This window comes from Pseudomonas sp. WS 5079, assembly GCF_012985465.1.
Classification (GTDB): domain Bacteria; phylum Pseudomonadota; class Gammaproteobacteria; order Pseudomonadales; family Pseudomonadaceae; genus Aquipseudomonas.
In genome coordinates this window covers 257,377-271,829 of record NZ_JAAQWN010000002.1, presented here as the reverse complement: position 1 = coordinate 271,829, position 14,453 = coordinate 257,377, and the positions used below count along the sequence as shown (strand labels likewise).

The 14,453-nt window shown below is 59.5% G+C and carries 13 protein-coding genes; 3 read left to right on the top strand and 10 right to left on the bottom strand.

The genetic code is table 11. The annotated features are described in order from the left end of the window. The first annotated feature begins 72 nt into the window (after nucleotides 1–72). On the top strand, nucleotides 73–1,290 hold the full coding sequence (locus HBO05_RS05745; protein ID WP_029295244.1) for an argininosuccinate synthase: 1,218 nt from the start codon (nucleotides 73–75) through the stop codon (nucleotides 1,288–1,290). 623 nt (nucleotides 1,291–1,913) lie between these two features. Further along, nucleotides 1,914–2,546 (top strand): response regulator transcription factor, encoded by a 633-nt coding sequence (locus HBO05_RS05740; RefSeq protein WP_169954444.1) that lies wholly within the window; start codon nucleotides 1,914–1,916, stop codon nucleotides 2,544–2,546. A 62-nt stretch (nucleotides 2,547–2,608) separates the two neighbouring features. Here the strand turns inward: HBO05_RS05740 and HBO05_RS05735 are convergent, their stop codons facing one another. From HBO05_RS05735 to metG, 8 genes are all read right to left on the bottom strand, one after another. After that, the gene (locus HBO05_RS05735; RefSeq protein ID WP_169954443.1) at nucleotides 2,609–2,791 is read right to left on the bottom strand and encodes a hypothetical protein; all 183 of its coding nucleotides are present in this window, start codon (nucleotides 2,789–2,791) and stop codon (nucleotides 2,609–2,611) included. A gap of 107 nt (nucleotides 2,792–2,898) precedes the next feature. Beyond that, on the bottom strand, nucleotides 2,899–3,537 hold the full coding sequence (gene nth / locus HBO05_RS05730) for an endonuclease III (protein WP_169954442.1): 639 nt from the start codon (nucleotides 3,535–3,537) through the stop codon (nucleotides 2,899–2,901). Between the two features lie 16 nt (nucleotides 3,538–3,553). Continuing rightward, a complete protein-coding gene (locus HBO05_RS05725; RefSeq protein WP_170056803.1) occupies nucleotides 3,554–4,057 on the bottom strand; it encodes an Rnf-Nqr domain containing protein in 504 nt (167 codons plus the stop codon). Then, nucleotides 4,050–4,655, bottom strand: coding sequence for an RnfABCDGE type electron transport complex subunit G (locus HBO05_RS05720; protein WP_169954440.1), 606 nt, complete (start codon nucleotides 4,653–4,655; stop codon nucleotides 4,050–4,052). Before HBO05_RS05720 ends, HBO05_RS05725 begins: the two co-directional genes overlap by 8 nt. Next, nucleotides 4,652–5,617: an RnfABCDGE type electron transport complex subunit D gene (locus HBO05_RS05715; RefSeq protein ID WP_170041836.1), complete on the bottom strand. Its 966-nt coding sequence runs from the start codon at nucleotides 5,615–5,617 to the stop codon at nucleotides 4,652–4,654. Before HBO05_RS05715 ends, HBO05_RS05720 begins: the two co-directional genes overlap by 4 nt. Next, entirely contained in the window at nucleotides 5,604–6,812 is a 1,209-nt protein-coding gene (gene rsxB, locus HBO05_RS05710; protein ID WP_172312014.1) for an electron transport complex subunit RsxB, read from the bottom strand. Before rsxB ends, HBO05_RS05715 begins: the two co-directional genes overlap by 14 nt. Further along, nucleotides 6,809–7,360, bottom strand: coding sequence for an Rnf-Nqr domain containing protein (locus tag HBO05_RS05705; protein WP_170041838.1), 552 nt, complete (start codon nucleotides 7,358–7,360; stop codon nucleotides 6,809–6,811). Before HBO05_RS05705 ends, rsxB begins: the two co-directional genes overlap by 4 nt. A gap of 106 nt (nucleotides 7,361–7,466) precedes the next feature. Continuing rightward, entirely contained in the window at nucleotides 7,467–9,518 is a 2,052-nt protein-coding gene (gene metG / locus HBO05_RS05700; RefSeq protein WP_169954436.1) for a methionine--tRNA ligase, read from the bottom strand. Nucleotides 9,519–9,689: 171 nt separating this feature from the next. Here metG and apbC point away from each other — a divergent pair, with 171 nt between their 5' ends. After that, nucleotides 9,690–10,784: an iron-sulfur cluster carrier protein ApbC gene (gene apbC, locus HBO05_RS05695; RefSeq protein WP_172312012.1), complete on the top strand. Its 1,095-nt coding sequence runs from the start codon at nucleotides 9,690–9,692 to the stop codon at nucleotides 10,782–10,784. Nucleotides 10,785–11,281: 497 nt separating this feature from the next. Here the strand turns inward: apbC and fdxA are convergent, their stop codons facing one another. Both fdxA and mutS read right to left on the bottom strand, forming a co-directional pair. Continuing rightward, nucleotides 11,282–11,605: a ferredoxin FdxA gene (gene fdxA / locus HBO05_RS05690; RefSeq protein ID WP_003208688.1), complete on the bottom strand. Its 324-nt coding sequence runs from the start codon at nucleotides 11,603–11,605 to the stop codon at nucleotides 11,282–11,284. 142 nt (nucleotides 11,606–11,747) lie between these two features. Next, the gene (gene mutS / locus HBO05_RS05685) at nucleotides 11,748–14,339 is read right to left on the bottom strand and encodes a DNA mismatch repair protein MutS (RefSeq protein WP_170041840.1); all 2,592 of its coding nucleotides are present in this window, start codon (nucleotides 14,337–14,339) and stop codon (nucleotides 11,748–11,750) included. Nucleotides 14,340–14,453 lie beyond the last annotated feature (114 nt).

The window sequence follows — 14,453 nt, the reverse complement described above, 5'->3', positions numbered from 1 at the left end:
CGCGCCCCTGTAATTTCACGGTTTTGATCGGTAGAATCGACGCCTTTCCGTAAAACCCCGTGGAGTGATGGCATGGCCGACGTAAACAAGGTCGTTCTCGCGTATTCCGGCGGCCTGGACACTTCGGTGATCCTCAAGTGGCTGCAGGATACTTATAACTGTGAAGTGGTGACCTTTACCGCTGACCTGGGTCAGGGCGAAGAGGTCGAACCTGCACGAGCCAAGGCGCAAGCCATGGGCGTCAAAGAGATCTACATTGACGACCTGCGCGAAGAATTCGTCCGCGATTTCGTTTTCCCGATGTTTCGCGCCAACACCGTCTACGAAGGCGAGTACCTGCTGGGTACTTCCATCGCACGTCCTCTGATCGCCAAGCGCCTGATCGAAATTGCCAATGAAACCGGTGCAGACGCCATTTCCCATGGTGCCACCGGCAAGGGCAACGACCAGGTGCGTTTCGAACTGGGCGCCTATGCCTTGAAGCCAGGCGTGAAAGTGATTGCTCCTTGGCGTGAGTGGGACCTGCTGTCCCGTGAAAAGCTGATGGATTACGCTGAAAAGCACGCCATCCCGATCGAGCGCCACGGTAAGAAAAAGTCCCCGTACTCGATGGATGCCAACCTCCTGCACATTTCCTATGAAGGCGGCGTACTGGAAGACACCTGGACCGAGCACGAAGAAGACATGTGGAAATGGACCGTCTCCCCGGAGAACGCTCCTGACAAGCCGCAGTACCTGGAACTGACCTACCGCAACGGCGACATCGTTGCGCTGGACGGTGTCGAAATGACTCCGGCCACCGTACTGGCGACCCTGAACCGTATCGGTGGCGAGCACGGTATCGGCCGTCTGGATATCGTCGAAAACCGCTACGTGGGCATGAAGTCCCGTGGCTGCTACGAAACCCCGGGTGGCACCATCATGCTGCGCGCTCACCGCGCCATCGAGTCCATCACCTTGGACCGTGAAGTGGCTCATCTCAAGGACGAGCTGATGCCCAAGTACGCCAGCCTGATCTACACCGGCTACTGGTGGAGCCCTGAGCGCCTGATGCTGCAACAGATGATCGACGCGTCCCAGGTCCATGTGAACGGCGTTGTGCGCCTGAAGCTGTACAAGGGCAACGTGATTGTCACCGGTCGCAAGTCCGATGAGTCGCTGTTCGACGCCAACATCGCGACCTTTGAAGAAGATGGCGGCGCCTACAACCAGGCCGACGCCGCTGGCTTCATCAAGCTCAACGCTCTGCGCATGCGCATTGCGGCCAACAAGGGCCGCAAGTTGTTCTGATGTCGTCCAGGCTGGATAAAAAGTGGTCCCTCGAATGAGGGGCCATTTTTTTTGACTGTAATTTTGGGCGTTGTTGTTTAATCATGTTTAATATTTTTTCTGATGTTGAGGGTGTTGCTGTTTATTATGGGTTGCTTGTGATTTTTGTATCTGGAAGTTGGTAGGTTAACCGTATATGAGTATTTGTGTTTAAATTCATTCGGTTAATTAGTAGGACGGATCAGGTATCTGGTTTTATCTTAGGAATTATCTGTCAGATGGTTCGGTACATGGTTAGTAGTGAATTTTTCCATGGAACTTTTCCGAGAGGTGTTTTTCTGTATTGGTCCCTGCGGGTACAACCCTGGCAAGGGGCATTTCCTGAAAGTGGCGTGCGTCGTGTTTACTTTTGCTGGTTTGGCAGGCGTTTTTTTGCTCAAAATATGTTTGCTCACGGAAAGTTCTGAAAGGCCAAACAATAACCCACGCATCCATATAGGCGTTTTTTTGTAGGCCTATTCTCATAACTTTGTGGGTTGGGTCTCTGCTTGTCGTTACTTGGGGGGGAGTGCTATGCCAAGGAGGAAACGACTAGGCTATTGTGCTGGTTCTGAATAATTCGAACAGCGAAATTGGACTTGCCCATGAATAAAGTGCTGATCGTGGATGATCATCCCGTCATTCGCCTTGCTGTACGCATGCTAATGGAACGTCATGGTTATGAGGTCGTTGCAGAGACCGATAACGGAGTCGACGCGTTGCAACTAGCGCGGGAGCATATGCCGGATATTGTCATCCTGGATATTGGAATCCCCAAACTTGACGGTTTGGAAGTTATTTGTCGCCTGTCTTCCACCAAGCAGGCGCAACCCTTCAAGGTATTGGTGTTGACGTCGCAGGCGCCGGGCCACTTCTCCATGCGCTGCATGCACGCGGGCGCGGCTGGCTACGTGTGCAAGCAACAGGATCTGACCGAGTTGCTGAGCGCGATCAAGGCGGTGCTGTCCGGCTACAGCTACTTCCCCAACCAGGCACTCAACTCGGTGCGTTCCAGCCAGGGTAATACCTGCGAAGCCGACATGGTCGAGCGGCTTTCAGGCCGGGAGATGATGGTGCTGCAGCAACTGGCCCAGGGGAAGACCAACAAAGAGATCGCTGATGGCATGTTCCTCAGCAACAAGACTGTGAGCACGTACAAGACGCGCTTGCTGCTCAAGCTCAACGCCCGGTCCCTGGTGGACCTGATCGAGCTTGCCCAGCGTAACGGCCTGGTTTAAGAAGCAGGGAGCAACAGGCAGAAAAAAGCCTCCATGGCGGAGGCTTCTGTGTGATCGTTTGGCTAGAGATCGAAATCGTAATCGGCCAACTGTTTTTGCAAGCGTCGCTCTTCCAGAAGGTTGTCGATGGTGCGGCGTTTGCTCAAATTGGTCTTGGCAACTTCTACAGGCGCCTCGGCTGCCTCGTCCGTGTCTGCGGCCACAAAGTCTTCTTCTACATCCAGTTGTTCTTTGCCAGTGCTCATAAGGTTAACTCCAGGCTAAGACTGCCGTTGGCGCTCCTTATATCGACAATCGTGCACCGGGTAAAAAAGATTTTTTCAATCGACTGATCAATAAAACCAATGATTGCTCAATCGTCCGACGTCTTTTCCTTGTATTCGCACAAGTCTTCGATGCGGCAGCTGCCACAGCGCGGCTTGCGGGCCTGACACACATACCGACCGTGCAGGATCAGCCAGTGGTGGGAGTCGAGCAGGTAAGGCTTTGGCACAAACTTCATCAATTGCTTTTCGACCTCCACCACATTCTTGCCCGGCGCGATTCCCGTGCGATTGCTGACACGGAAAATATGGGTGTCCACCGCCATGGTCAATTGGCGAAACGCCGTATTGAGCACCACATTGGCCGTCTTGCGGCCTACGCCGGGCAGGGCTTCAAGTGCTTCGCGGGTCTCTGGCACTTCACCGTTATGCAACTCGACCAGTAGTCGGCAGGTTTCAATGACGTTTTTCGCCTTGCTGTTGTACAGGCCAATGGTCTTGATGTACTGCGACAATCCTTCGACTCCCAGGGCGTGGATAGCAGCCGGGGTGTTGGCCACGGGAAACAGCTTGGCCGTGGCCTTGTTGACGCCCACATCCGTCGATTGCGCAGACAGGATCACGGCAATCAGCAACTCGAACGGCGATGAGTAGGCCAGTTCGGTCTTGGGCTCGGGGTTGTCCTCGTGAAACCGACGAAAGATCTCCAGGCGTTTTGCGGCGTTCATTGGGCGAGCGGTTCCTTCAATGTGGTGTGTGGCGTTGGGTCCAGGCCTGCCACCCGGCGAGCAGCAACCCGAGCAGGATAAACCCTGTGGGGGCGAGGGTGGCGATGCTACTGCCGAGTAACAAGCGCGAGAGGGTGATTGCAGCCAGTAGCCCGGTTACTAGCGCGAACAGTTTAAGTTGTGCCCTGCGCTGGTGGGCGGCGAACAGGCCTTCGTGCTCAAGCAGCACGCATTGCAGGCCGATCAAGGCCAGGTATGCCCCCAGGCCCGTAGACGGGGCAAAGGCCACTGCCTGCGCCACTAGGTTGGCGCAACTGACCCAGGTGGTGGCCAGTAATACATTGGCCATCAGCTGCCACTGGCCACTGAGGCGATTGCGCACCCAGCCGCAGCTCCAGCCATGGAGCATCATGATCAGCGTCCACATAACCCAGAACGTTGCAGCACTCGCCGGCGTGTCACTGACACCCAGCAGCGCCGGTAGCAGCAACAGGTTGCCGAGGACCAATGGCTTAGTCATGGTCGGTGCGCTCCAGCAGGGCCTGGCGGTGCTCGTCAAAATACCGCAGGGCATCGTGGATCGCGTTGATCACGGCGCGGGACGTGATGGTCGCACCGGCCATTTGGTCGAACTGGCCGCTGTCTTTCTTCAGCGCCCAAGCCTGTGGATTTTCCTGCGACAGCCCCTTGAATGAGGCAAGCCAGGGATTGCCGGGTTCGCCGATATGCCCGCCCAGCGTGGGCGTTTCCGTGTGTGCCAGGGTCTTGACCCCGAGCAGCTTGGCGTTGCGGTCGATGGCAATTAGCAATTGGATGCGGCCACCATAACCCTCGACCTGGGAGCGCAGCACCACGGAGCTGGGTTTGCCGGCCAAGGTCGCGAGGTAAGCTCCCAGCAGTTGGCTGTTGTCCAGCATTGCCGAAGTAACGTCCAAGGGGCGTTCCAACGGTTGATTGTCATAACTGCCAGCAGGCAGTACATCCAGCAACGCCCGGCTTTGCATTTCACGCTGCTGCGCGGCAATGGGCTTGGCGGTCAGCTGTTGCAGGCCAAGGGTCAGGCCTACCGCGCCGGCGGCGATCAAAAGCACGCTCAAGGCTTGCGAGGTGCGCTTCATGCTTCCACCGCCTGCGGCCGCGTCCAGCGCTCCAGTGCCGGCACTGCCAGGTTCATCATCAGCACCGCGAACGCCACGCCATCCGGGTAGCTGCCCCAGGTGCGGACCAGATAGGTCAGCAATCCCACGCCCACCCCAAACAACAAGCGCGCCCGCGCACTTTTTGCACCCGACACCGGCTCGGTGACGATAAAGAAGGCCCCGAGCATAGTGGCTCCGGTCAGCAGGTGAAACAGCGGCGAGCCATGGGAGTCCGAACCCGAGCCGTTCCAGCACAGCAGGCTGATGACAAACAGGCTGGCGAGCATGCCCACCGGCGCATGCCAGCTGAAGACCCGTTGCTGCAGTAAATAGAGGCCGCCAGCGAGAAATGCCAGGTTCACCCACTCAGTGCCTTTACCTGCGAGCTGGCCGAAAGCCGGGTGGCGGGCAAACAGCTCGTCGACAGTCAGGCTGTTATTGATGCGCAAGGCGTCCAACGCAGTGGCCCGGGCCCAGGCATCGGCGGTCTCGCCGTGCAGGCCGAACACTTGTTGCAGGCCGGCCAGCAGGTCCAGGCCGTGGGACGCCGGCCAATGGGTCATTGGCTGGGGAAAGGCCAGCAGCATCAACGCATAACCGAGCATGGCCGGGTTGAAGGGGTTTTGCTTGCCGCCATACAGGTGTTTGCCCAACAGCAAGCCACTGCTGACAGCGCCCAGGCATAACCACCACGGGCAATAAGGTGGTAGCGCCAAGGCCAGCAACACCGCGCTGACCAGGCCGCCCAAGTCGCGGGAATCATGGCCGCGCACTTGGCGCACACCGGCTTCGACGGCCCATGCACAGCTGCCGGCCAGCAACAGATTGATCAGCACGCCCCAGCCATACAGCCAGAACAGCACCAGCACGCCGGGCGTTGTGGCCAGCAATAATCGCTGCATGGCGTGTTGCTGGCGATCAACCACCTCAGGCGCTGACATGACTATCTACTTGCCGTTGGGCTTCATCCACGCGCAGCCTGGCATCCGTCAGCTCGGCGGCACTGCTGGTGGGCTGGCGCTCAAGTTTGCTCAGATCGGCGCGGGCATAGGCCAGGGCGGTCTTCAACTGGCGCAGGTGACGGTCGATGGGCCGTTTCTCGATACGTTGCAGGTCCGGCCGGGGCTGCTCGGATTTTTCTTCGGCTGCGTGCAACACCCGTTCGGCGGCGGCCAGGGCTGCGCCGAGTGTGGTCAGTTGCTCTGCATCGGCCAGTGCGTCCTGGGCCTTTTTCAGCTCGGCGCGACGCATGGCCAGCTGGATTTTTGCGCGCTTGAGCTCAGGGTCTTTACTGGCCTGGGGGGACGCCACTGTGGGGGCGTTCGCTTCGAGGGCGGTCAATGCCTGTTCGGCGGACTCAAACTGCTGCTGCAGGATGATCAACTGCGACTGCTGCTCAAAGGTCGGCGGATGGCCAAAGGCTTTCAGGGATTTGTGCAGTTGCGCCCGGCTCATTGCCAGGTTGACCTTGGCTTTTTTTAACGCTGTGTCGATCTCTGCGGCTTTTTGTGCGCGCATGCGTTCGATGGCGGCCTGCAATGGGTCGCTATTGGCCTGCACGATGGGGGCCGGGCGTTTGCTGCGGGCCAGGCGCTCCGCCAGCTTGTGTTCTTCCTCGCGTTGCAGCCTTGCGTTGCGTTGCTCGAAGCGACGGCGGGCGCGATCACGCTTGGTCCCGCGCGCCTGGCGCTCCTCGGCAGTAATCGCGTAGCCCGCGACAATCGGCAGCACCGCGGCCAGGGGCAGCGGCAGCATGTCGATGCAGTCCACCGGGCAGGGAGCCACACACAAGTCGCAGCCGGTGCATTCATCCACGATCACGGTATGCATCAGCTTGGCCGCGCCGACAATCGCATCCACCGGGCAGGCCTGGATGCACTTGGTGCAGCCGATGCACTCGGCCTCGCGGATAAAGGCGATCTGCGCCGGGGCTTCACCACGGGAACTGTCCAGCTCCAGCGGTACCAGGTTCAACAACTGCGCCAGTTCGGCAATGGTTTCGGGGCCGCCCGGCGGGCACTTGTTGATGGCCTCGCCCTGGGCGATGCCTTCGGCGTAGGGCCTGCAACCGTGGTGCCCGCATTTGCCGCATTGGGTTTGGGGCAGCAGGGCGTCGATACGTTGAATCAGGCTCATGGTTTGATCATTGCGTTTAAGCCCAGGAATGCCACGGCCATCAGCCCGGCACTGAGCAGGTCCACGGGCAGGCCTTTAAAGGGCTGGGGGATATCGTTTTCATCTATTCGCTGGCGCAAATCGCTGAACAGGCTGAAGGTCAGCCAGAACGCCGGGCCGATGCCCAGGCTGTAGATCAGTTGGCTGGCGTTGCCCGGGCCCAGGAGTACCACGCTGAGCACGCCGGCGTTAGCCAGCAGTGGCACCCATAAGCCATCGACGGGCAGGGCGGGCACGTGGCGCGAAAGCCCATTCAGCAACGGCTGGCTCAACAGGATTGCCACGGGCACATAGGCAAACAGCCATAACGCGTCCAGCGCCAAGGGTTGCAACACGAAATGAACAAGCAGGTAGCTCGAAACACCCGTCAGCACCATCAACAGCGTGGTCGCCAACCCAAGGGCGTGTACCCGCAGTCGCTCCACCCCGGGATCTCCAGGCAGCGCCAGGCGCAGCAGGTAATGGCTGATCAGGGCGGCGCAGAGAAGGGCGACAAGCAGTTCGGTCATGGTCGAGCCGGTTAAGCAAACAGGGCCTGATTATCCGGCAAGCAGGGAGAGGGTACTAGCGCAAACCGCCCTGTCGCGGCCAATCACCGCGACAGGGCGCTTCGGGTTACTTGATGCGCTGGCCAGGCTTGGCGCCGCTGTCGGGGCTGAGCAGGTAGATTTCTTCACCGCCAGGGCCGGCTGCCATCACCATGCCCTCGGAGATGCCGAACTTCATTTTTCGTGGCTTGAGGTTGGCGATCATCATGGTCAGTCGACCATCGAGCTTGGACGGGTCCGGGTAGGCACTCTTGATCCCGGAGAACACGTTGCGTTGCTCGTCGCCGATATCCAGGGTCAGGCGCAACAGCTTGTCGGCACCTTCCACGGCTTCGGCCTTGATGATCAGTGCAACCCGCAGGTCCACGGCGGCAAAGGCGTCGAAGTCGATTTCCGGTGACAACGGATCCTTGGCCAGCTCGCCATTGCCGGCCGGGGCGGCTTCGCCGGTGTCGGTCTGGCTGGCGGTCAGGTCTTCCTTGGACGCGTCCGTCATGGCCTGCACCTTGACCGGGTCGATACGGGTCATCAGCGGCTTGAACTCGTTGAGCTGATGGTTGTTGAGCAGGCTGGCGTGGTCATTCCAGGTCAACGGCGCAACGTTGAGGAAGGCCTCGGCGTCAGCGGCCAGCAACGGCAGCACCGGCTTGAGGAAGATCACCAACTGGCGGAACAGGTTGATGCCGGTGGCGCAGATGGCCTGGACTTCATCCTGCTTGCCTTCCTGCTTGTTCAGCGACCACGGCGCTTTGTCGGCGATCCAGGCGTTGGCGCGGTCGGCCAGGCCCATGATCTCGCGCATGGCGCGGGCAAAGTCGCGGGCTTCATAGGCGTCGGCAATGCTTGGCGCGGCTGCCAGGAAGGCATCGGTCAGCTCCGGTGCGGCGTTGACCGGCACCATCACGCCAGCATTGCCCTTGTGGATAAACCCGGCGCAACGGCTGGCGATGTTGACCACCTTGCCCACCAGGTCCGAGTTGACCTTCTGCACGAAGTCTTCCAGGTTCAGGTCCAGGTCGTCGACGCCGCGGCCCAGCTTGGACGCGTAGTAGTAGCGCAGGTACTCCGGCGACAGGTGGTCCAGGTAGGTGCGCGCCTTGATAAAGGTGCCACGGGACTTGGACATCTTCTGGCCATTGACCGTCAGGTAACCGTGTACGGCGATGCCGGTCGGCTTGCGGTAGCCCGAACCTTCGAGCATCGCCGGCCAGAACAGGGCGTGGAAATTGACAATGTCCTTGCCGATGAAGTGGTACAGCTCGGCGGTGGAGTCCTTGCCCCAGAACGCGTCGAAATCCAACTCTGGCGTGCGGTCGCAGAGGTTCTTGAAGCTGGCCATGTAGCCGATCGGCGCGTCCAGCCACACATAGAAGTACTTGCCCGGCTCATCGGGGATCTCGAAGCCGAAATACGGCGCATCGCGGGAGATGTCCCACTGTTGCAGGCCGGCATCCAGCCATTCGGCGATCTTGTTGGCTACGGCGTCCTGCAGGGTGCCGCTGCGGGTCCAGGCTTGCAGCATTTCCTGGAAATCCGGGAGCTTGAAGAAAAAGTGCTGGGAATCCTTGAGCACCGGGGTGGCGCCCGAAATCGCCGACTTCGGATCCTTAAGGTCGGTCGGCGCGTAGGTGGCGCCGCATTTTTCGCAGTTGTCGCCGTACTGGTCTTCGGTGCCGCACTTGGGGCAGGTGCCCTTGATGAAGCGGTCGGCCAGGAACATTTTCTTTTCCGGGTCGAAATACTGGGTGATCGAGCGGGTGGCAATGTGCCCGGCGTCACGCAGCTTGAGGTAGATCTGGCTCGACAGCTCGCGGTTTTCTTCGGCGTGGGTCGAGTGGAAGTTGTCGAAATCCACCAGGAACTCGGCAAAGTCGGCGCTGTGTTCAGCCTGGACGTTGGCGATCAGTTGTTCCGGGGTGATGCCTTCCTTTTCGGCGCGCAACATGATGGCCGAACCGTGGGCGTCGTCCGCGCAGACATAAATGCATTGATTGCCGCGATGCTTCTGGAAGCGCACCCACATATCGGTCTGGATGTACTCAAGCATATGGCCAAGATGGATGGAACCATTGGCATAGGGCAGGGCGCTGGTGACGAGGATCTTGCGTGGCTCGGACATGGGGCTCGGCTACTTGATGAAACGGAGGTCGGCCACTATAAAGCGCCGGGAAATTTATTTCACCCCGTGAGGCTGTTTCAGGGTTTTCCAATGTCGCGAAAGCATGCCCCTCACGCCTCGGAACGGTTAGGATAGCCGCCTGTTTTAGTCTGTCTTTTCCGGGAGTAGCCCATGAGCGCCGTCAATCGCGCAGCGGTGGAAGCCGTTCTTCGCCAGTACACCGACCCCTATCTGAACCAGGACCCGGTCAGCGCCGGCTGTGTCCGGGCCATTGATGTGCAGGGCGACCAGGTTTCGGTCCAGCTTGAACTGGGCTACGCCGCAGGTCTGTTCAAGAGTGGTTGGGCACAGATGCTGCAAATGGCCATTGAAGGCCTGGATGGCGTGCGCTCGGCCAAGGTCGACATCCAATGCGTGATCGCTGCGCACAAGGCCCAGGCGCAGATCCCGGGCCTGGCCAACGTCAAGAACGTGGTGGCCGTGGCATCCGGCAAGGGCGGCGTGGGCAAGTCGACCACGGCGGCCAACCTGGCCCTGGCCCTGGCCCGTGAGGGCGCGCGGGTGGGCATCCTCGACGCCGATATCTATGGCCCCAGCCAAGGTGTGATGTTTGGCATCGCCGAAGGTTCGCGGCCCAAGATCAAGGACCAGAAGTGGTTCGTGCCGATCCAGGCCCATGGCGTGGAAGTGATGTCGATGGCCTTCCTCACCGATGACAACACCCCGATGGTGTGGCGCGGGCCCATGGTATCCGGGGCCTTGATGCAGTTGGTGATGCAGACCGGCTGGGGCAACCTGGACTACCTGGTGATCGATATGCCACCAGGCACTGGCGATATCCAGCTGACCCTGGCGCAGAAAGTACCGGTGGCAGGCTCGGTGATCGTCACCACGCCCCAGGACCTGGCGTTACTGGATGCGCGCAAAGGCGTGGAAATGTTCCGCAAGGTCAACATCCCGGTGCTGGGCGTCGTGGAAAACATGGCGGTGCACATCTGCTCCAACTGCGGTCACGCCGAGCATTTGTTCGGTGAAGGCGGCGGCGAAAAGCTCGCCACCCAATATGATGTTGAATTGCTGGCGTCGTTGCCGCTGTCGATGGGCATTCGCGAGCAGGCCGATGGCGGCAGGCCGACGGTAGTTGCCGAACCCGATGGACAGATCGCCATGATCTACCAGGAACTGGCCCGTCACGTCGGGGCGCGGATTGTCTTGCAGGAAGCCAGCACCCAGGCAATGCCGACCATCACTGTCAGCGACGACTGATCGGCCTGAAGGCAGAAAAGCCTCGACCCTGTCGGGGCTTTTTCTTGCCTGGCGTAAACCTTTTGGGCGGTCGGGTGTGCATTTTCCTAATGGGCGTTGTAAGCATTCGCTTACTTTTGAGTAAGTGTTTGGTTTTTTAACCGCGCCGGGACGTCTCGAATTACCTGTGCATATTTATAACTATTTGAAAAGTAAGGTTTATTTATTTCTGTTTGAGGAGCGTGGCAGGTTGTGCTTGCGAATGGATCCCGTTGAACTTGTTCGGGAAGTCTCTAATATCAGCCCTGTGTCCACGGATTGACACAGTCATCAAGGAACGATGACTCAGGGAAGTTCGCAGGATGCGATTCATCAGGACGATGAAAAGGAACACAGGGACTAGGGAAAAAATGTGGGCGGGTCAAACCGCCCCTTTTTTTTGCCCGTAGAAAAGTGAAATCCACCCCGTAGAAATGCAAAAAGGCCCGCAAGGGGCCTTTTAGAGGACATCGACGCGATCAGCGCTCGAGGTCTGCGATCTTGCCTTTTTTGCCATCCCACTCTGCCGCATCCGGCATCGGGTCTTTGCGCTCAGTGATGTTGGGCCAGATTTCCGCCAGCTCGACGTTCAACTGAATAAATTCCTGCATCTCTGCCGGGACTTCATCCTCGGAGAAAATCGCAACGGCCGGGCATTCTGGCTCACACAGGGCGCAGTCAATGCACTCATCCGGGTGGATTACCAGGAAGTTCGGCCCTTCGTAAAAGCAGTCCACCGGACACACTTCTACGCAGTCGGTGTACTTGCACTTGATGCAGTTGTCGGTGACGACGAAGGTCATTTCTAATTTTCTCCTCAGGCGGCGGCAGCGAAACCCCTTGTGGCAGGGCTCGCGAGGTTTGGGAGCGATAGTCTGCAGGCCAGGCTAAAAGCCCGCAGCATCCCAAACCGCGCGAGATTCTATCAGCTTGCAAGCGTCTGCGTTAGACCCGTGTCTTCAGTGCATAGAGCAATTCCAACGCTTTTCGTGGAGTCAAGTCGTCCAGGTCAAGCTTTGCCAACTCATCCAGCACGGGGTGAGGCAGGCTGGCGAACATATCACTCTGCATCGGCACACCCGGTTTACTGGCGGCCTTGGCTGGGCTGGCCACCACGGTTTCGTGGGGCAGGGCGGTGGTTTCCAGGCGGCTGAGGTGCTCGCGGGCGCGCAGGATCACATCGTTCGGCACACCGGCCAACTGGGCCACGGCCAGGCCGTAACTCTGGCTGGCCGGCCCTGGCAGCACGTGGTGCAGGAACACGATGCGTTCGTTGTGCTCGGTGGCATTGAGATGCACGTTGGCCACCAATGGCTCGCTTTCCGGCAGCACGGTCAATTCGAAGTAGTGGGTGGCGAACAGCGTATAGGCCCGCAAGTGTGCCAGGCGCTCGGCGGCCGCCCAGGCCAGCGACAGGCCGTCGAAAGTGCTGGTGCCGCGCCCCACTTCATCCATCAGCACCAGGCTGCGGTCGCTGGCGTTGTGCAGGATATTGGCGGTTTCGCTCATTTCCACCATAAAGGTCGAACGGCCACCGGCCAGGTCATCACTGGAACCGATACGGGTGAAGATGCGGTCCACCAGAGACAACTCGCAACTGGCCGCCGGCACGAAGCTGCCGATATGCGCCAGCAGCACGATCAATGCGGTCTGGCGCATGTAGGTGGATTTACCGCCCATGTTCGGACCGGTGATCACCAGCATGCGCGTATCGTCGTCCAGCGACAGGTCGTTGGCCACGAACGGGGTGGTCAGCACTTGCTCCACCACCGGATGGCGGCCCTGGACAATGCGCATGCACGGCTCGCTGACAAAACGCGGGCAGTTCAGGTCAAGGTTCAGCGCGCGCTCGGCAAGGTTGCTCAATACATCCAGCTCGGCCAGGGCCGCAGCGGTGTCCTGCAACGGCGCGAGCTGGCCGATCAGGTCTTCGAGCAAGGCCTCATAGAGCATTTTTTCCCGGGCCAGGGCGCGGCTCTTGGCCGACAGCGCCTTGTCTTCGAACTCTTTGAGCTCAGGGGTGATAAAGCGCTCGGCACCTTTAAGGGTTTGGCGACGTTGGTAATCAATCGGGGCCTGCTCGGCCTGCTTGCTCGGCAACTCAATAAAGTAGCCGTGCACGCGGTTGTAGCCGACCTTCAGGTTGGCCAGGCCGGTGCGGGCTTTTTCGCGGGCTTCCAGGTCGATCAGGAACTGCCCGGCGTTTTCGCTCAAGGCCTGCAGCTCATCCAGCTCACTGTCGTAACCGGTCTTCAGCACGCCGCCGTCGCGGATGATCGCGGGCGGGTTGTCGATAATGGCTTTTTCCAGCAGCGCAGCCAGTTCCGGGTAAGTGCCGGCCGTGACAGCAAGTTGTTGCAGGTGCGGCGCTTCCAGCTCGGTCATCGCCTGTTGCAGCTCGGGCAGCACACCCAGCGCGTCACGCAGGCGCGCCAGGTCACGCGGGCGGGCATTACGCAGGCCGATCCGCGCAAGAATCCGCTCGATATCGCCAATTTCCTTGAGCTGCGGTTGCAGCTTTTCAAAGCGGTAGCCGTCCAGCAGGCAGGTAATAGAAGACTGGCGCGCCTGCAGCACGGTCAAATCGCGCAGCGGGCGGTTCAGCCAACGGGTCAGCAAACGGCTGCCCATGGCGGTCTGGCAACGGTCGACGACCGACTGCAGGGTATTGTCGCGCCCACCGGCCAGGTTGGTGTCCAGTTCCAGGTTGCGCCGGCTGGCACCATCGAGCACTACCGTGTCGTCCAGGCGCTCATGGCGCAGGCTGCGTAAATGCGGCAGGGCGGTGCGCTGGGTTTCCTTCGCATAATTGAGCAGGCAACCGGCAGCGCCGATGGCCAGGGTCAGGGTCTCGCAACCAAAACCTTTCAGATCCTGTACGGAGAATTGCTGGCACAGGCTTTTCAGCGCCGAATCGCGCTCAAAATCCCACGGCGCGCGACGCTTGGCCCCACGGCGTTTTTCCGCCGGCAGATCCTTGGGCCAATCATCCGGGATCATCAACTCCACCGGATTGATACGCTCCAGCTCCGCCAGCAGGTTCTCCCAGCCCTTGATCTCCAGGACGGTGAAATTGCCACTGGTGATATCCAGCACCGCCAGGCCGAACAGCCGCTCATCCCCCAGCACCGCAGCGATCAGATTGTCGCGCCGCTCATCCAGCAGCGCCTCATCACTCACCGTCCCCGGCGTAATGATCCGCACCACCTGACGCTCCACCGGCCCCTTGCTGGTCGCCGGGTCGCCGATCTGCTCACAGATCACCACCGACTCACCCAGCTTGACCAGCTTGGCCAGGTAACCTTCCAACGAATGATAGGGAATCCCACACATCGGAATCGCCTGCCCAGCCGACTGCCCGCGCGCGGTCAGGGTGATATCCAGCAACTTGGCGGCCTTCTTCGCATCTTCATAGAAGATCTCGTAGAAGTCGCCCATGCGATAAAACATCAACTGATCAGGGTGCTGGTTTTTCAGGCGCCAGTACTGCTGCATCATTGGGGTGTGGGAGGACAGATCGGACGTATTTTTACTCATTGGGTAGTAGGCAAATTCGTTGAAAGTGATGGGGCAAAGGGGGCGCTTGGCCCAGCATTTTTTGCGATGGCGGCAAGGTTAACATGTGAGGTCAGTGCTTCGCAGTTCACAAAC